General features: G+C 43.8%; 12 protein-coding genes, 1 tRNA gene and 1 CRISPR repeat array. Of the genes, 9 read left to right on the forward strand and 4 right to left on the reverse strand.

Annotation, left to right across the window (positions count from 1 at the left end):
• Positions 1-66: 66 nt before the first annotated feature.
• Positions 67-1,380, forward strand: coding sequence for an MATE family efflux transporter (locus tag Q0Z70_RS03430; protein ID WP_298072665.1), 1,314 nt, complete (start codon positions 67-69; stop codon positions 1,378-1,380).
• Positions 1,381-1,382: 2 nt separating this feature from the next.
• Here Q0Z70_RS03430 and Q0Z70_RS03435 read toward each other — a convergent pair whose 3' ends face one another.
• On the reverse strand, positions 1,383-2,801 hold the full coding sequence (locus tag Q0Z70_RS03435) for an AAA family ATPase (RefSeq protein ID WP_298072667.1): 1,419 nt from the start codon (positions 2,799-2,801) through the stop codon (positions 1,383-1,385).
• A gap of 96 nt (positions 2,802-2,897) precedes the next feature.
• Here Q0Z70_RS03435 and Q0Z70_RS03440 point away from each other — a divergent pair, with 96 nt between their 5' ends.
• From Q0Z70_RS03440 to rsmD, 3 genes are read left to right on the forward strand one after another with little or no spacing between them, the layout of a single operon-like run.
• Positions 2,898-3,584, forward strand: a complete 687-nt coding sequence (locus Q0Z70_RS03440) for a hypothetical protein (protein ID WP_298072669.1) — start codon at positions 2,898-2,900, stop codon at positions 3,582-3,584.
• Positions 3,585-3,599: 15 nt separating this feature from the next.
• Complete coding sequence (locus Q0Z70_RS03445; RefSeq protein ID WP_298072671.1) at positions 3,600-4,379, forward strand: DUF3822 family protein; 780 nt, start codon at positions 3,600-3,602, stop codon at positions 4,377-4,379.
• Positions 4,370-4,903, forward strand: a complete 534-nt coding sequence (rsmD, locus tag Q0Z70_RS03450) for a 16S rRNA (guanine(966)-N(2))-methyltransferase RsmD (protein ID WP_298072673.1) — start codon at positions 4,370-4,372, stop codon at positions 4,901-4,903. The genes Q0Z70_RS03445 and rsmD overlap by 10 nt, the downstream gene beginning before the upstream one ends.
• A gap of 8 nt (positions 4,904-4,911) precedes the next feature.
• On the opposite strand, the gene cls is transcribed toward rsmD, so the two are convergent.
• From cls to Q0Z70_RS03465, 3 genes are all read right to left on the reverse strand, one after another.
• Complete coding sequence (gene cls, locus Q0Z70_RS03455) at positions 4,912-6,351, reverse strand: cardiolipin synthase (protein WP_298072675.1); 1,440 nt, start codon at positions 6,349-6,351, stop codon at positions 4,912-4,914.
• A 69-nt stretch (positions 6,352-6,420) separates the two neighbouring features.
• On the reverse strand, positions 6,421-9,357 hold the full coding sequence (locus Q0Z70_RS03460) for a TonB-dependent receptor (protein WP_298072676.1): 2,937 nt from the start codon (positions 9,355-9,357) through the stop codon (positions 6,421-6,423).
• Positions 9,358-9,452: 95 nt separating this feature from the next.
• On the reverse strand, positions 9,453-9,866 hold the full coding sequence (locus Q0Z70_RS03465) for a hypothetical protein (RefSeq protein ID WP_298072678.1): 414 nt from the start codon (positions 9,864-9,866) through the stop codon (positions 9,453-9,455).
• Between the two features lie 91 nt (positions 9,867-9,957).
• Between Q0Z70_RS03465 and aroB the strand changes: the two genes are divergently transcribed.
• From aroB to cas2, 5 genes are all read left to right on the forward strand, one after another.
• Positions 9,958-11,019, forward strand: a complete 1,062-nt coding sequence (gene aroB, locus Q0Z70_RS03470) for a 3-dehydroquinate synthase (protein WP_298072680.1) — start codon at positions 9,958-9,960, stop codon at positions 11,017-11,019.
• Positions 11,020-11,126: 107 nt separating this feature from the next.
• Positions 11,127-11,201, forward strand: a tRNA-Pro gene (locus Q0Z70_RS03475).
• Between the two features lie 426 nt (positions 11,202-11,627).
• Complete coding sequence (gene cas9 / locus Q0Z70_RS03480) at positions 11,628-15,737, forward strand: type II CRISPR RNA-guided endonuclease Cas9 (RefSeq protein WP_298072682.1); 4,110 nt, start codon at positions 11,628-11,630, stop codon at positions 15,735-15,737.
• 2 nt (positions 15,738-15,739) lie between these two features.
• Positions 15,740-16,672 carry a type II CRISPR-associated endonuclease Cas1 gene (gene cas1, locus Q0Z70_RS03485; protein ID WP_298072684.1) on the forward strand — a complete coding sequence of 311 codons (933 nt, stop codon included), beginning with the start codon at positions 15,740-15,742 and terminating at the stop codon, positions 16,670-16,672.
• Entirely contained in the window at positions 16,669-17,004 is a 336-nt protein-coding gene (gene cas2, locus Q0Z70_RS03490) for a CRISPR-associated endonuclease Cas2 (RefSeq protein WP_298072686.1), read from the forward strand. Before cas1 ends, cas2 begins: the two co-directional genes overlap by 4 nt.
• Before the next feature lie 108 nt (positions 17,005-17,112).
• Positions 17,113-18,152: direct repeats of the CRISPR family, unit length 47 nt; unit sequence GTTGTCTCCAATGGTTCAAAGATACTAATTTGAAAGCAAATCACAAC.
• Positions 18,153-18,259: the final 107 nt, after the last annotated feature.

Genomic DNA, 18,259 nt, shown 5'->3' on the forward strand with positions numbered 1-18,259 from the left:
AAATATTGGACAAATACCATTGATAAATTCTCTCCATTAGCATTTCTGCGTATCTTTGCAAGCGCAATGAAAGAAACCGACAAGCAAATACTGAATATCGCCCTTCCGGCTATCGTATCGAATATTACAGTTCCCCTGCTGGGTTTGGTGGACGTTACCATTGTCGGCCATTTAGGCAATGCCGCTTATATCGGTGCTATCGCAGTGGGTGGAATGTTGTTCAACATCATCTATTGGATTTTTGCGTTTTTACGTATGGGTACAAGCGGCATGACCGCCCAACTTTTTGGGAAACATTTAACGGGCGAAATGGCTCAAATGGTAGTCCGTTCCGTTGGCATCGGAATGATGGCCGCGTTCGCTCTTATCATTCTGCAGATCCCGATTAAAGAAGCAGCTTTTCTCTTCATCCATCCTACCGAAGAAATCAAGGGGCTGGCTACAACCTATTTTCACATCTGTATCTGGGGAGCTCCTGCTACCTTAGGTCTCTATGGACTCACCGGATGGTATATCGGGATGCAAAACTCACATATTCCGATGACTATCGCCATCACACAAAATGTGGTGAACATCATTGCCAGTCTTTGCTTGGTATATATAGGCGGGCTAAAGGTGGAAGGAATAGCACTTGGAACCTTAATAGCCCAATATGCAGGTTTTCTGATGGGGATAGGGCTATGGATACGGCATTATGGGGGTCTATGGAAGTTTTTCAGTAGGAAAGGACTATGGGAACAACAAGCCATGTGGCATTTCTTTCAAATAAATCGCGACATCTTCTTACGTACACTCTGCCTGGTGGCAGTCACCTTATTCTTTACTTCATCGGGAGCAGAACAAGGAGAAATTATACTGGCTGTCAACACCTTGCTAATGCAACTGTTCACACTTTATTCCTATATAATGGACGGATTTGCATACGCAGGCGAAGCCCTTATCGGCAAACACATCGGAGCTCAAAACTATCCGGCATACACTTGTACACGGAAACACTTGTTCGCCTGGGGAGGCATCATGGCTTTACTATTCACTATCGCCTACGCCACAGGCGGCAATGCTTTCCTAACATTGCTAACTGATGAAACAGAAGTGATAGAAGCTTCCGGGAACTATTTAGGATGGGCTTTGATTATCCCGATAGCCGGCATGGCCGCCTTTATTTGGGACGGGATCTACATCGGCGCTACCAACACAAGAGGAATGCTACAATCCATGGCAGTAGCAACCGGTTGCTTTTTCCTTCTGTATTATACCCTGCATCGCACATGGGGAAACCATGCCCTTTGGTTGGCCTTCCTGGCTTACTTGAGTGTACGGGGATTCATGCAAACTTTCCTTAGCCGACAAATGACACACCAGGCATTCCCTTCTCACTAAGCCTACTCCACACGATCCGCCGGATAATTGACCAAATAAATCGTTCCCGTAGCTCGGGTAAAAGCTGTATAAAGCCAACGGAAATAGTCGGGTGTCAGGTAGTCATCCGCAATATATCCCTGATCCAAAAACACATTTTTCCATTGCCCACCCTGCGCTTTGTGACAAGTCACTGCATAAGCATATTTTACCTGTAAAGCATTATAATAAGGGTCAGCCTTCATTTTTTTCATCCGCTCCTTCTTCAGAGGTACGTCAGCATAATCCTCAAGTACACTTTGAAAAAAACGTTCATTGTCCTCGCGTGACAAGGCCGGAGCATCGCTATGCAACGTATCAAGTAACAATCGGGTTTCCAATTCGGCATCCTGCCAATCGGGAAAAGACAACAAAACATCCGCAAAGCGAAAACCATACATGTCAGTCGTGCGTCTCACGCGACGCACGACCGCTGTCTCTCCATTGGCTATGAAATCCAAATCTTTTTCTTTCTCAGTCCAATAATAGTTATTCTTGGCTACCATCAAAAGATCGCCTCCTTCCAATTCATCCTCTCGCCACAGAATTTGCGACCGTATGCCCTGATTATAAATATTTGCCCGTTTGTTAGAACGGCAGATGACAATCGTTTCGTCTATGCCATCCTGATCATAGCAGGTCGACAAAGCATCAATCAATTCATTGCCAGAAAGTATTTTGACATCGGGAAAACAAGATACCCGCACAGGCGGTAATGCCTCCATGGCATCTTCCGCTATATGCTTACGCAGTCGGGTGGCATTCCACAAAATACCCGATTGTTGTTCCTGACGAACGACTTGTGTTAAATCAGCCTCAACGATCTCCAAACCATAACTCCTCAGTGCCTCTGTAAACAAAGCAGGACTGAGTTCTTCGCCCACAGGAGGCAGCTGTGCCGTATCTCCCATCAACAACAGACGACACCCTTCCCCAGAATAGACAAACTGTACCAAATCATCAAGCAGACGTCCCGTACCAAACATCGTTCCTGAGAGTCCTTCATTGGATATCATTGAAGCCTCATCCACGATATATAAAGTATGCGTTGTCAGATTGTCATTCAAATCGAAAATTCCGCCTCCGCCTGAAAAAGTTCGTTGCCTGTATATCTTCTTATGAATTGTAAATGCCGGATGTCCTGCATAAGCAGAAAAAACCTTGGCAGCCCGTCCGGTGGGTGCCAAAAGCACTACCTTCTGTTCAAGCTTATCCAACATCCTAACCAGTGCTCCGATCAGAGAGGTTTTTCCCGTACCTGCGTAACCACGTAGCAGAAATGCAATATTCTTCTCTCTTAAACATAGAAACTGCGACAACATTTTTAGCGTATTTTCTTGCTCTGCAGTTGGCTGGTAAGGAAAATTTTCCTTAATTTGCCTTTCTAAATAGTTATTTATCATTTTCGTATGAGAAAAAAGTAACGGGAACTATCGTTATTAAATTTATTTCTCTTATTTTTGCGGTGCGAATATAGTAAACTAAAAAACATATTTATCATGAAAACCGTATTTAACATCGTTTTAGGCTTGTGTGCCTTAGCATTGGTCTATATCTGCTATACCAGCATTATGGGGCCGATCAATTTCGAGAAAGCAGAGAAGAGCAGAGAGCAAGCAGTTATTGCCCGTCTGATAGACATCCGCAAAGCTCAGACTGAATACCGCAACTTGAATAACTTGCAGTATACACCCAGCTTTGACACGCTGATTCACTTTGTGAAGACTGCCAAACTGCCTTTTATTTATAAAAAAGGAGAGTTGACAGATAAGCAAATGGAAGATGGTCTGACAGAGAAGAAGGCAATCAGCATCATTAACAAAGCTAAAAAGACCGGTAACTATGCTGAAGTAAAGAAATGGGGATTGGAAAACTTTGAGCGTGACACTTTGTGGACTGCCGTATTGGATACAATTTTCCCCAAAGGCTTTAATGCTGACTCTATGAGATATGTACCTTTCGGTAACGGCGCACAGTTTGAAATGGCTATCAAGAACGATACAGCCAAGTCGGGTGCTCCTTTCTGCCTGCTTGAAGTTAAGACTCCGTACACTGTTTACCTGAACGGTTTGGATCCCCAGGAAATCGCCAACAAGATTGACCTTCAGACTAAATTGGGTAAATACGCAGGTCTGATGATTGGTAGCTTGGAAACTGCAAACAACAATGCAGGTAACTGGGAATAATTTTCCTGAATATATATGATAGAGCAACTTGATTTCGGTAAATCAAAGCAATATACATTATCCATCCGTCTTAGTACGGATGGATTTTCTTTTTCTGTACTCAACCCATTGGAAGAGAACGGATATGCTGTTTATGAATATTCCGTTAACGAAGGATCTTCCTTAACAGCGAACCTTAAACAAGTGTTCAAAGAAATGGAATGGCTAAACCTTCCCTATCGGCGTATCAATATTCTAATAGCCAATAACCGCTTTACTTTTATTCCTTTGGAATATTTTGAAGACGAACAGGCTGAAACCATTTTCTACCATAATTTCTCTACCCAAGAAAATGAGATAATACAATATAACATTCTCCATAGAAATGATACAGTGGTCATATTCGGTATGGACAAAAGTGTTTATACTTTCTTGTGCGATCAATATCCCGAAGCGCATTTCTATTCCCAAGCCAGTATATTTATTGAATATTTCTCTTCTAAGAGCAGACTGGGGAACAACCAGAAAATGTATGTCAACCTGCGGAAAAAAGCGACCGACGTTTATTCTTTTGAGCGTAACCGGTTATTGTTAGCCAACTCTTTTTCATGCAAAGAAGCATCGGATCGCATCTACTATATACTTTACATCTGGAAACAGCTGAGATTTGACCAGGAACGCGACGAGCTCCATCTGACTGGATTATTAGCCTCCAAGGAACCATTACTGAAGGAATTAAGAAAATACATACGGCAGGTTTTTATTACCAATCCTGCCACTAACCTCGACCTACAAGCCATCACCCAATGCGAGTAATTAGCGGAATATACAAAAGACGCCGTTTCGACATCCCTCATTCTTTCAAGGCACGTCCCACGACAGATTTCGCCAAAGAAAATTTGTTTAATGTATTGTCAAACTATCTGGATTTTGAAGACAATATACATGCGCTCGATTTGTTCGCCGGCACCGGCAGCATTAGTCTGGAACTGGTATCACGCGGATGCGACCAAGTGATCAGTATTGAAAAAGACCGAGACCATCATGCCTTCATCTGTAAAGTTATGAATGAAGTCAAAACCGATAAATGTATTTCCATCAGAGGAGATGTCTTCAAGTATATTCAAAGTTGTCACAACCAGTTTGACTTCATATTTGCAGATCCTCCATATGAACTGAAAGATCTGGAAACAATTCCCAGCCTGATATTCGAACATGAACTACTCAAAGAAGAGGGCCTTTTCGTGTTGGAACATGGAAAGAAAAACAATTTCGAAACTCATCCCCACTTTATCGAACGCCGCGTCTATGGAAGCGTAAACTTCTCTTTTTTTCAATAAAATTGCAATTACAACAATGGAGCCAATAGGCGAACCAGACTTTCCATAGCCTTTCTATACCAAGGACGTTTAGCCCACGTCTTCAAATGTAGTTGCACACAATCTCGTTGATCCTGTAAAAAGATCTCACGCATCAGCAAAGCAGTCTCTACATCATAGATAAAGGCATTTACCTCAAAGTTGTGTTCGAAGCTCCTGAAATCCATATTGGTGGACCCTACTGTAGATAACGCGTCATCAGACACCATCAATTTGGAATGTAGAAAACCTTTTTTGTAAAAATAAACTTTTACACCTGCAACCAAAATTCCATTCAGAAAGGAGCAGGAGGCCAGATGAATAATACGGGAGTCAGCCTTCTGTGGAAGCATCAACCGCACGTCCACACCCGCTAAAGCGGCTGTATGCAGTGCAACAAGAATAGAATCTGTCGGCAGAAAATAAGGCGTTTGAATATAAAAATATCTTTTAGCGCAGCCGATAGCCATCACCAGTCCTTGCATTATCTCATTCCAAGGCCCCACCGGTTCGCTCGTTACAATCTGTATCAATGATGTGCCGCAAGGCTGTAATTTTGGGAAATATCGGGCTGCGGTCATCAGAGTACAGTCTACAAAATACCAGTCATATAAGAAAGTTGTCTGTAATCCATGTACAGCCTTACCTTCTATCAGCAGGTGGGTATCTCGCCATACGCCCCATGGAACGCCTTTCACATAGCGATCTGCCAAATTCATTCCTCCAACAAACCCAATACGTCCGTCGATGACTACCACTTTTCGATGGTTCCGATAATTGACTTTACTGGTAAACAGGGGGAAACGGACTTTCAGGAAACTACGAACTTCCACACCCGCCTCACGCATTTCTTCATAAAAACGATTGGGGACATGCCAACAACCTACATCATCGTAAAGAAACCTAACTTCTACACCACTTTGTGCCTTCTCTATCAATACATCCCGTATCATGCGTCCTACGGCATCGTCTTCGAAAATATAAAACTCCAAATGGATATGATGAACGGCTTTTTGAAGCTCCCGCAAAAGAGCTTGCAACATCGCATATCCTGAAGTAAAAGTTTCAATCCGATTACCATCAAAAGGAAGAGATTGATTTGTATTTCGGAATAAAGATATCAATCGGCTATAAGCCAATGGCAAAGGGCTGGAAGCTTGAGACATATACTCCAGCACCGGTTTTTTGTGCAAGCTGTTATATCCTTTTCGGTTTATTATACGCACATGCCGCTGACTCCGTCCGAAGAAAAAATAAAGAACAAGCCCCACAATGGGCAGAAAAATCAAAACCAATATCCATGCCAACGTTTTGACAGGATTACGGTTATCAAGAACAATCACCAGAATTGTTCCTAACACAACACCAAAATGCACTACATCAAAAGTTGTTGTAGCAATTAATCCAACTATAGTACCCCAATCAAACATTTGTTTTCCATACCATTAATATGGAAAACAAATGTAGAAAAAACATGGGGAAAAAGCAAACTAATTTCATCAGAAACGAGGGCGTCTCGGCCCATCTCCAGGACCTCCAGGAGGGAAGCGCATCGGTTCACGTCTATCACGAGCCTGTTTTCCACCGAAAATATTCAAACGATAGATGAAATGCAACATACAATAACTGTTCACGCCATTGTATTTATATACCGAACGTCCACTTGCTGTCAGTGAACGGCTGATATTACTTTGCTGATGCAGGATATCATACATCTCAAAGCTGACGGTAGCACTTCCTTTCAGAAAAGTTTGTGAAAGCTGGGCATTCCAGATCAGTTCGTTACGGTTCATGCTGGAGTCTGAATAACCGCGACGGCTCTGATTGTCAATATTGGTAGACAGACTCATTCCCCAAGGCATACTGACAGTCGTGTTGGCCCCATAAGAATAAGTATAAGGTTGCTGGTTGTTGGAAGGAGTCAATTTATCTTTTTCTACTGAATAAGAGAATGTTCCATTCAGCCCGAACTCCAGCCAGTCATTGCGGTATGTTCCATTCAACCGTTCATTCAAAGTCAAGTTGGTGGTTGTATTCTTTTGCTGTACAGCCTCGGCTCCGTTGCCGGTTGTCAGGTAGCCCACATTGTTATTATAGGACAGATTGCTGAAAGAGCCGATATTGAATTTCTTATTTTTCAGTGCCGAATTGATGCCGAACATACCGAATGCGCTCCAATTTCCATTTATATTCTCCGGTTTTGTCACCCATCCACCCGTAGAAGAATTATAGGTACGCGAACTGCTGATGCTATTCTGCGTTATCTGCATATTGACATGCGAGAAAATTCCCTGTTGGCGATCCGCGTTGTATGTATTGTAGAATATGCGAAGATTATGATTAAAAGAAGGCTTCAAGTAAGGGTTACCCTTGGTAATGTTCAGCGGATTGGAGTCATCCGTTACGTCCAACAAGTTTTCCATGCCGGGTTGTGAGCTGCGTCCACGGTAAGTGACACGCAACTGGCTTACTTTCGAGAAACGATAACGGAAGTCCAAGTTTGGAGCTACATTGAAGACATTACGTACAGCCAGTGTATCCATGACATTCTTCTTATAGGACAACGACGTCTTTTGCGGCTCAAGATCCACACCGGCACTCAACTGATATTTCTGACGAATGAAACGCAAACCGGGACTGAAGCGATGCGTATAGGTCTTGTATTCGGCAAATTTACTCAAGCTCATGTCATAACCATCCTCATAATCATCGGGCAGTGGCTCACCAAAGTTCCAATCTTCATCTAAATCATAGGCTTTCTTGTCACTCTTGCTATAACTATAATTGAAACTATAACGGAACTGCAAGAAGGTAGCTTTCCAAAGCGGCTCACTATACGTCAGTTCCAGGCTATAGTTGTAACCGTCATTCGGGGTGGCCACATAACGGCGGATGATGTTTTCGGGAGTTACCGTACCGTCTTCATTCTGTTGGAAATAGCGGGTATTGGAAGCTGTATGCTGCGTACTCTCCGAATCGTTATAGCCGACTGTCCCCCGGAACGTAATGTTACGCCCCATAGAACTCAGTTTACGATTAACCTGCAAGGACGCATTTGCCGAAAGAGACTTACTGTCACTGCCCGAAAGGCTGTTCGAGGTATTGACACGGATAGAATCCAACGGATCCTCATTGTCTGCATTAAAAATCTCATCGGATAAATTTATCCTGGAGAGCTTGGTTATATCAAGGTAGTCATTCGGATTTGTAACTACGGCATAAGGATCACTATTGAAAGTGCCCGACTTGGAATCGGCCGTACTATAGCTTTTTCCCCAACTGAAATTCGGACGGAATATGATGTTGGTCAGCGTATCGGGTTTCCATTCCAACCGGAAATCTGCACGGAAGTCCTTATTCCCGCTGGAAGTTTGTGAAATGGAGTTATTAAACGAAGAAGATTCTCTACCCGTCAAGAAGTTTTCGGTGTAGCCGTCGCGATATACATCATTACCACGATAATTGTAACGTACACTGCCCCCTAACTCAATCTTTTCCGTCTCCGTGGCAAAGTTCAGACCCAGTTCCTTGGTCGAAGTCAAACCGTTATTCCTACGCCAGCGCGGCCCGCCGCCACCGCCCGAAAAACCTTGGTCGTTTACATTATTGGCACCTGCGATGAACGATACCTGCGTCTTATCATTAAAATAATTCATCATGGCGCGCCCCATATAACGGTCTTTCGTTCCTCCTGACAAGTCTGCATTACCGAAGATACCTTTGTTCATGCCTTTCTTGACCGTCAGGTCGAGCACCGTTTCTTCCTCGCCATCGTCGATACCTGTGATACGCGCCAAGTCCGATTTCTTATCATACGTTTTCAACTTGTCAATCATGTCTACCGGCAGGTTCTTCAATCCCGTTTTCACATCACCACCAAAGAATTCCTTTCCATCCACCATAATCTTGGAAATATCCTTGCCGTTTATCTTTACGTTGCCATCGTCATCCACTTCCGCACCCGGCAACTTCTTTACCAGCTCTTCGAGCATGGCCCCTTCCGGGGTACGATAGGCAGAAGAATTGAATGCCACCGTATCTTCTATAATCTGCACCTGCGGCGCTTCGGCCACCACAACTGCTTCGGACAGCATGATGGCATCCGATTTCAACGTCAGCGTACCCAAACGTTTGTTGGGAGCGGAAGCGGTGAGTTGTAAGGGAAGAAACAATGTTTTATAACCGATATAAGATACTTTTAGGACATACTTACCGGCCTTTACCTTAGGCAACATAAAACTACCGGTTCCCGAACTGGCCGCACCTGCGACATAAGCGCTGTCCGGCAAAGACAATAACTGGATGGTAGCCTGTGTAGCGGGAGCCTTGGTGTCATCTTCGACAAGCCGTCCCGAAACGGAAATAATCTTACTCTGCGATACTGCCGACAGCGCTACAGTCCATAGCAACACTGCCAGCAAAAAAGTCTTTCTCATTTGTACCTATTCTTTAAATCATCTGTTAAACGTGATGTTCTTTTGACACGGAACTTCGTCAAAGGTTTAACGAGAACAGACTTTTTTTCGTCTTTTTATCGGTCGTCCCGCCGAAACAGACGGTTGGCGGATAATTTCTTTATACCAAATTCCAGGCATAGGACGTTTATAAACAAAAATATCAGAAAAGACGAACCGTCTATGGTAAAGACATCGTCCTGAGCCACCCGATAAAGCATGATGCCAAAGACATACAATACCGTCAGGAACATGGCATTACGGACAGCCTTGTTGCGGACTTTCACCGTCTCTTCAGATTCATGTTTGCTCAAGGCAAAGATAATCATCAGCGCTCCCATCATCATCAACAGCTTCGCGCACTCTTTGTAAAACAACAGATTGGCATCGGTCAGCCGCCCCATCAGAAACATCAGAAACGGGAGGAACAACGCTAGAGCAATGATGAAGTAGCCCAAAGGCCGGCAATAGACAGGAAGCAATGCATTCATAAGTTTCGGATTTTCGTTGAACAATATCGGTGCAAAGATACGTCTTTCAAAGATAAGTCCTATCTTTGTCGGCAGAAAAAGCAGATACAACATGAGCAAACAAGAAGTGATATTGTGCAAAGAACTGGAAAGCAGTCTGACGCAAGCCATCGAAAAATGTTCCCCCGACAAACTTTTTGTCCTGACCGACGAACACACCCACTGCCTGTGCCTACCCGAAATCAAGGATATCCCCGTCATGCAGCAAGCCCAGGAAATTGTCATCGGAGCCGAAGACGTGAACAAGACATTGGAAACGCTGGCCCAAGTCTGGCAGGCATTGAGCCGTCAAGGTGCCACGCGCCACTCGCTCCTTATCAATCTGGGTGGCGGCATGGTTACCGACTTGGGGGGCTTTGCGGCGGCTACCTTCAAGCGCGGCATCGCCTATATCAACATCCCGACCACCCTGTTGGCTATGGTAGACGCTTCGGTGGGCGGAAAAACGGGCATTAATTTCAATGGTCTGAAGAACGAAATCGGTGCTTTCGCCCCTGCCGCTTGTGTGCTGCTCGAGACAAAATTCCTGCAAAGCCTCGATGCCCGCAATTTCTTTTCCGGCTATGCCGAAATGCTGAAACACGGCCTCATCAGTACATCCCGACATCTCGACGAGCTTCTGGCTTTCGACACCGAACAGCTCGATTATGTCCGACTAAAGGATATGGTAGGCCGCTCCGTACAAGTCAAGGAAAACATTGTGGAGCAAGACCCTAAAGAACAGGGCATCCGCAAGGCGCTCAACCTCGGGCACACCATGGGGCACGCCTTCGAAAGCTTGGCCTTAGCCGAAAACCGCCCAGTGCTTCATGGCTATGCCGTAGCGTGGGGACTGGTTTGCGAGCTTTATCTTTCGTATCTTCAGGCAGGCTTCCCTCAAGAACGTATGCGCAGGGTCATTCAGTTTATCCGGGAAAACTACAGCGCCTTCTCCTTCACCTGCAAGCACTACGACACACTGTACGAACTGATGCTGCACGACAAGAAGAATACGGCCGGCATCATCAACTTTACCCTGCTGAAAGATGTGGGCGACATCAGCCTCAACCGGACAGCCGGCAAAGAGACCATCTTTGAAACTTTCGACTTCTTCCGCGAATGTATGGGGCTGTAAAAAGTCCCGTCGTGCACGGCTTCAGCCGCATTTTTTTGCATTTCATGCGAAAAAGTCGGTCATCTGTTTGCAGATTAAAAATAAAGCCGTACCTTCGCAATCGCATTCGGGGTGTAGCTCAGCCCGGTTAGAGTACGCGTCTGGGGGGCGTGTGGTCGCTGGTTCGAATCCAGTCACCCCGACTGATAAAAGGATTGGTAGTCGTTTGATTACCAATCCTTTTTTTATCCCTACACAGGCTCGTTGAATGTGGCCTATTCGACAAATAGGCACAGCCGATACGTAGAACGACACCTGCCGGACGACTTCGACGCGGAATGCGGGCTGCTGTACGAACTGAACAACGGTGAGCGCGTGGCTGATTCGGCAAGGCCGTCAAGAATTGAAAAGGCGATTAAAAGTTATTTGTGAGATGAAAGAAAAATAACAACATAAAAAAATCCCCCGTTATAGGACGAGGGAACCTAATGTTTTCACAACGGAATAATCCTTATTGTGAGTTGCTTCAAATTAATTAGTGTGGCAAATATACTGAGAAAAAAATAATGAACAAACAATTTCTCATTTTTTTTGTAGATTTGTAGCAGATATAAAAATTTTCGAATGCCATGAAAAGAATATTAGGTCTTGATTTAGGAACCAATAGTATTGGTTGGGCCTTGGTTAATGAAGCAGAAGCTATTAACGAAAAATCGTCCATTGTAAAGTTGGGAGTAAGAGTTAATCCTCTGACGGTGGACGAGCAAGCGAATTTTGACGCAGGAAAAAGTATTCCAACCAATGCGGGCAGAACCTTGAAACGGAGTATGCGCCGCAATCTCCAGCGATATAAATTACGTAGAGACTATCTGATTCAGTGTTTGAAGGAGTATGGATGGATAACTCCAGATACGCCATTGTACGAATGCGGTAATCGTACGACTTTTGAAACATATCGTTTACGAGCAAGGGCTGTGACGGAAGAGATTTCTTTGGAAGAATTGGGCCGCGTTCTACTGATGATCAACAAGAAGCGGGGTTATAAAAGCTGCAGGAAAGCCAAGTCTCCTGATGAGGGGCAGCTGATTGACGGCATGACAATAGCTATGGAATTATATCATAATGGCATAACGCCTGGTGAATATGTTTACTCTTTGCTTTCCAAAGGGAAAAAATACATCCCTGCTTTTTATCGTTCGGACTTGTTGAACGAATTTGACATAATATGGGATTATCAATGTATATATTATCCTGACATATTGACTCCTCAATTCAAGGAACTTGTACGAGGAAAGAGCAGCCAGACGACTTCCAAACTTTTCAAGCAACAATACAATCTTTTCACAGCCGACAATAAGGAAAAGGACAAACGCCTGCAAGCCTATCGCCGACGAGCCGATGCCTTGAAGAAACATTTGGCTGTAGAAGAAGTGGTAACTTCCTTGTGCGATGTGAATAGGGATGTCAATGCTTCCAGCGGTTATTTGGGATCCATCAGCGACCGTAGCAAAGACCTATTCTTCAATAAACATACTGTAGGACAGTATCTTATGTCGGAGTTGGACAAGGATCCCCATTTCAGTGTGAAGAACAAAGTGTTCTATCGGCAGGATTATCTGAACGAATTTGAAGCAATTTGGGAAAGACAAGCCCAGTACCATCCCGAACTGACCGTGGACAGAAAAAAAGCTCTGCGAGATATCACTATCTTTTACCAGCGCCCCTTGAAAAGCCAGAAAGGGCTGGTGGCCTGTTGCGAATTGGAAAAACGTCAGATTGAAGTGGTGAAAGATGGAAAGGTACGTATGGTAGAAATAGGTCCCAAAGTATGTCCGAAATCTTCTCCTTTGTTTCAGGAGTTTAAGATTTGGCAGGTTCTCAACAACCTGAAAGTACGCGATAAGGTTACCGGTGACGAACGTTTTCTGGAATTGGACGAGAAAGAAACTTTGTTTTCTGAACTTGCGATTAAGAATAAACTATCTAAAGCAGAAGCCTTGAAACTGCTGTATCAGAAGCCGAAGAGCCTGGATTTGAATTATGATAGTATTGAAGGAAACACTACACAAGCCGCTTTGTTTGAGGCCTATCAGACCATTATTGCCATGACGGGACATGGCGAGTATATTTTTTCCAAGATGCCGGCTTCGGAAGTGATGTCTATTGTGGAAGGAGTGTTTGGAGGACTTGACTTCAATACTTCTGTACTACATTTCAATTCCCAGCTTCAGGGAAAAGACCTTGAAAGACAAGATTCTTACCACTTGTGGCATTTGCTCTATTCGTATGATGGGGACAATTCGGTGACAGGTACAGACGGGCTTGTGGCAAAAGTCGCATTTTTGTTGCATTGTGACGAAGAATATGCTAAAGTAGTGGCCGGTATCACTTTCCAACCGGACTATAGCAACCTGAGTGCCAAAGCCATTCGCCGGATATTGCCACACATGCGTGCAGGCAACGAATACAGTCTGGCTTGTGAATATGCCGGCTACAAGCATTCAAGGCGCTCGTTGACCAAAGAGGAATTGGAGCAGAAGGATTATAAGGACCATCTTGGACTTCTTCCTCGCAACAGCCTCCGCAATCCTGTTGTTGAAAAAATTCTTAATCAGATGATCAATGTGGTCAATGCGGTGGTCGATGAATATGGCAAGCCCGACGAAATCCGTATAGAAATGGCACGTGAATTGAAAAAAAACGCCAAAGAACGTGAAGAAATGACGGCTGCCATTAATAAAGCAAATTCGGAACATGAACGGATAAAGGGAATCCTAAAAAAAGAATTTGATATCCAGCAAGTGAGTCGCAATGACATTATTCGTTACAAACTGTATTGTGAGTTAAAGAATAATGGTTACAAAACCTTGTATTCCGATACATATATTCCTCAGGAGAAACTTTTCAGTAAGGAAGTGGATATTGAACATATTCTTCCACAGGCCCGCTTATTCGATGATTCTTTTTCCAACAAGACGTTGGAATACCATTCGGTCAATACAGAGAAAAGCAATCGGACGGCTTGGAATTATGTGGCGGCCAAATACGGAGAAGAAGGCCTTGCCCGATATAAGAAACGAGTGGACGAACTTCTGGCCGCAGGCGTCATTAGTAAATCCAAGCATGACAAGTTGCTGATGAAACAGGAGGATATCCCGACGGACTTCATCAATCGTGATTTACGCGACACGCAGTATATTGCCCGCAAGGCGCATGAAATTCTGGAGGATTTGGTACCGATGGTCGTATCTACGACAGGTGCTGTGACCGACCGTCTACGTGAAGACTGGCAGCTGGTAGACGTCATGCAAGAACTGAATTGGGACAAGTATGCCATGAAGGGGTTGACAGAGGAATGGACCGACAAGGACGGGCGAAGAATCAGGCGTATCAAGGAATGGACAAAGCGCAACGATCACCGTCACCATGCTATGGACGCGCTTACCATCGCCTTTACCAAACATAGCTTTATCCAATATCTGAACAACCTGAATGCACGTAGCGACAAGTCGGGCAGTATATATGCCATCGAACAGAAAGAACTTTATAGAGACAGTCATGGTAAATTGCGTTTCGTGATGCCTTTTGAAGGTTTCAGAGGCGAAGCTAAGCGGCAGTTGGAAAATATTTTGGTTTCCATCAAAGCAAAGAATAAGGTGGTTACCCGCAATGTCAACAAGGCTCGAAAGGAAAGTGGACATCAAGCTAAAATACAGCTTACTCCGCGTGGACAGTTGCACAACGAGACCATTTATGGCTCTATACGTCGTTATGTGACGAAGTTGGAGAAAGTGGGTGGCAACTTTGATGGCGAACAGATATCCAAGGTGGCCAACCACCGCTATCGGGAGGCATTACAGGCAAGGCTCGAAGCATTTGGAGGCGATGCCAAGAAAGCCTTTACAGGTAAAAATGCATTGGACAAGAATCCCCTTTATTTGAAGGATAACCGAACAGAAGTACCTTTGAAAGTAAAAACGGTTTCTATAGAAACGCTCTATACTATTCGTAAGGCAGTGACACCTGATTTAAATGTAACTAAAGTAATTGATACGAAGGTACGAGAAGTTCTGGAAGAACGCCTGCAAGAGTATGGAGGCGATCCGAAGAAGGCATTTGTCAATCTCGACGAGAATCCTATTTACCTAAATAAAACCAAAGGCATTACTATCAAACGTGTTACAATTACGGGAGTGAACAATGCCATTGCACTGCATGACAAAAAAGATGTAGGCGGACATATCATGCTTGATGCTTCCGGCAGAAAGCAACCTGTCGATTTTGTGAATACTGGCAATAATCATCATGTAGCCATATATCGCGATGCAGAAGGCAATTTGCAAGAAGTTGTTGTTTCTTTCTACGAAGCCGTAGTGAGAGCTTCTTTGGGATTGCCGATTATAGATAAGGAGTATCGCAAGGAGGATGGATGGCAGTTCCTGTTCACAATGAAACAGAATGAGTATTTTGTCTTTCCCAATCCTGTGACTGGTTTCAATCCCGAAGAAATAGATTTGACTGATGAAAGTAATTATGCCTTGATAAGTCCGAATTTATTTAGAGTACAGAAGTTTACTATCAAAGATTATGTTTTCAGACACCATTTAGAAACAACAGTTGAGGATAGAAAAGAATTGAAAGATATGACTTGGAAACGTTGTGGTTTGGGAGGTATTATAGGAATAATAAAAGTCCGTATCAATCACATTGGACGGATTGTAGCTGTAGGTGAATATTGAATATGATCAAGAAAACATTATATTTTAGCAATCCTGCCTACTTGTCTTTGCGTAACGAGCAGCTTGTCATCAAATTACCCGAAGTGGAGGACGATTCTGGCATGCCCGATATACTGAAACGACAGGCGGAAGTAACCAAACCGATAGAAGACATTGGTGTAGTGGTACTCGACCATCGCCGCATTACGTTGACTACAGGAGTGTTGGAGGCGTTGCTGGCCAATTCGTGTGCCGTCATCACCTGTGACCGCCAGAGCATGCCTGTGGGGTTACTTCTGCCTTTATGCGGGCATACCACGCAAAACGAGCGTTTTCGCAAGCAGCTCGATGCTTCCCTGCCGTTAAAGAAACAGTTGTGGCAACAAACTATCAGGACAAAGATTAACAACCAAGCTTCTGTTCTTTCCAGCCATGCTGGCGTAGAAGTGAAGTGTATGCGTGTTTGGGCGGAAAGCGTGAAAAGTGGTGATGCCGACAATATGGAGGCTAGGGCAGCTGCCTATTATTGGAAAAACCTTTTTCCTCAGGTCGAAGATTTTGTAAGGGCACGCGACGGAGCTCCTCCCAATCATTTACTGAACTACGGCTATGCCATACTGCGTGCCATTGTAGCACGTTCGCTGGTGATTAGTGGTTTGCTTCCTACGCTGGGCATTCATCATCACAACCGTTACAACGCCTATTGCTTGGCCGACGATATCATGGAACCCTATCGTCCGTATGTAGACGAACTTGTGTGCCAATTGATGGTTGAATTTGGAGTACAGGCCGAATTAACCAAAAGCCTGAAGGCCCGTTTGTTGTCCATTCCCACACTGGATGTCTTCATGGAAGGCAAACGAAGTCCGTTGATGGTAGCTGTAGGACAGACCACATCTTCGTTGTATAAGTGTTTCGATGGTGAATTGAGGCGGATAGCTTATCCTGAGCGATGACAACCCGAATCAGTGAATATCGAGTTATGTGGGTGCTGGTATTGTTCGATTTGCCTACCGATACGAAAAAAGATCGAAAGGCCGCTACTGATTTTCGGAACAAACTGCAGAAAGACGGTTTTACTATGTTTCAGTTTTCCATTTATATTCGTCATTGTGCGAGTTCCGAGAATGCGGATGTTCATATCAAGCGAGTAAAATCATTTTTACCTGAGTACGGTAAAGTCGGCATCCTTTGCATTACTGACAAACAATTTGGTAATCTTGAATTGTTTTTTGGTAAGAAGCCTCAGGTTGTAAATACTCCTGGCCAACAATTGGAGCTTTTTTGAGAACAAATAATCCCACTTTTGGTGGGATTATTTGTTCTTGGAGACGTTCTTTTTTTATTTCTGATTTTCTTTGTAAATCATTGTTATATACGTGGTTGCATATAATCAGTTGTCTCCAATGGTTCAAAGATACTAATTTGAAAGCAAATCACAACTGGGGAAAATTGACTTTGTAATTGTAATTGTTGTCTCCAATGGTTCAAAGATACTAATTTGAAAGCAAATCACAACTCTTATCCACAAGCAAAACACGTCTACAAAGTTGTCTCCAATGGTTCAAAGATACTAATTTGAAAGCAAATCACAACCCGGGTCGCTTCCTCGTCCGATGCTTGCAGTTGTCTCCAATGGTTCAAAGATACTAATTTGAAAGCAAATCACAACCAGGGTTAAGGAACTTGGCATCTGAATTTTGTTGTCTCCAATGGTTCAAAGATACTAATTTGAAAGCAAATCACAACGCTGCTGTGCTGTTCAGCAGAATCAAGAAGTTGTCTCCAATGGTTCAAAGATACTAATTTGAAAGCAAATCACAACCAGACCCATCTAACGACACAAACAAAGGTGTTGTCTCCAATGGTTCAAAGATACTAATTTGAAAGCAAATCACAACCCCGCAACTCGTTGGCTTCATCAAAGGACAGTTGTCTCCAATGGTTCAAAGATACTAATTTGAAAGCAAATCACAACTGTCGGCTACAACGGCTGCACCGTCGGCAGTTGTCTCCAATGGTTCAAAGATACTAATTTGAAAGCAAATCACAACTCAAAGTTCCTTAATCTCCACTGGTTACGGTTGTCTCCAATGGTTCAAAGATACTAATTTGAAAGCAAATCACAACTCAGGTCACTGTCGTATGTTTTACATAACGTTGTCTCCAATGGTTCAAAGATACTAATTTGAAAGCAAATCACAACATTGCGTAGCTGGATATCAAAGATATCACGTTGTCTCCAATGGTTCAAAGATACTAATTTGAAAGCAAATCACAACAGTGCCCACGCATTATCTGAGGCAGTACGCGTTGTCTCCAATGGTTCAAAGATACTAATTTGAAAGCAAATCACAACTTATGTAGCCAGCTGTTGTATAGTCTGAATGTTGTCTCCAATGGTTCAAAGATACTAATTTGAAAGCAAATCACAACCCTTGGTCTAAACAGTACATCTGCGCCCATGTTGTCTCCAATGGTTCAAAGATACTAATTTGAAAGCAAATCACAACAGTGCCCACGCATTATCTGAGGCAGTACGC

This window comes from uncultured Bacteroides sp. (assembly GCF_947632445.1).
Lineage (GTDB): Bacteria > Bacteroidota > Bacteroidia > Bacteroidales > Bacteroidaceae > Bacteroides.

Excerpts from the sequence above, each read along its gene's own strand:
- cas9 (WP_298072682.1), top strand. The coding sequence starts at position 11,628 with ATGAAAAGAATATTAGGTCTTGATTTAGGAACCAATAGTATTGGTTGG.
- Q0Z70_RS03430 (WP_298072665.1), top strand. The coding sequence starts at position 67 with ATGAAAGAAACCGACAAGCAAATACTGAATATCGCCCTTCCGGCTATC.
- Q0Z70_RS03440 (WP_298072669.1), top strand. The coding sequence starts at position 2,898 with ATGAAAACCGTATTTAACATCGTTTTAGGCTTGTGTGCCTTAGCATTG.
- aroB (WP_298072680.1), top strand. The coding sequence starts at position 9,958 with ATGAGCAAACAAGAAGTGATATTGTGCAAAGAACTGGAAAGCAGTCTG.
- Q0Z70_RS03445 (WP_298072671.1), top strand. The coding sequence starts at position 3,600 with ATGATAGAGCAACTTGATTTCGGTAAATCAAAGCAATATACATTATCC.
- Q0Z70_RS03435 (WP_298072667.1), bottom strand. The coding sequence starts at position 2,801 with ATGATAAATAACTATTTAGAAAGGCAAATTAAGGAAAATTTTCCTTAC.
- rsmD (WP_298072673.1), top strand. The coding sequence starts at position 4,370 with ATGCGAGTAATTAGCGGAATATACAAAAGACGCCGTTTCGACATCCCT.
- Q0Z70_RS03460 (WP_298072676.1), bottom strand. The coding sequence starts at position 9,357 with ATGAGAAAGACTTTTTTGCTGGCAGTGTTGCTATGGACTGTAGCGCTG.
- cas2 (WP_298072686.1), top strand. The coding sequence starts at position 16,669 with ATGACAACCCGAATCAGTGAATATCGAGTTATGTGGGTGCTGGTATTG.
- Q0Z70_RS03465 (WP_298072678.1), bottom strand. The coding sequence starts at position 9,866 with ATGAATGCATTGCTTCCTGTCTATTGCCGGCCTTTGGGCTACTTCATC.
- cas1 (WP_298072684.1), top strand. The coding sequence starts at position 15,740 with ATGATCAAGAAAACATTATATTTTAGCAATCCTGCCTACTTGTCTTTG.
- cls (WP_298072675.1), bottom strand. The coding sequence starts at position 6,351 with ATGTTTGATTGGGGTACTATAGTTGGATTAATTGCTACAACAACTTTT.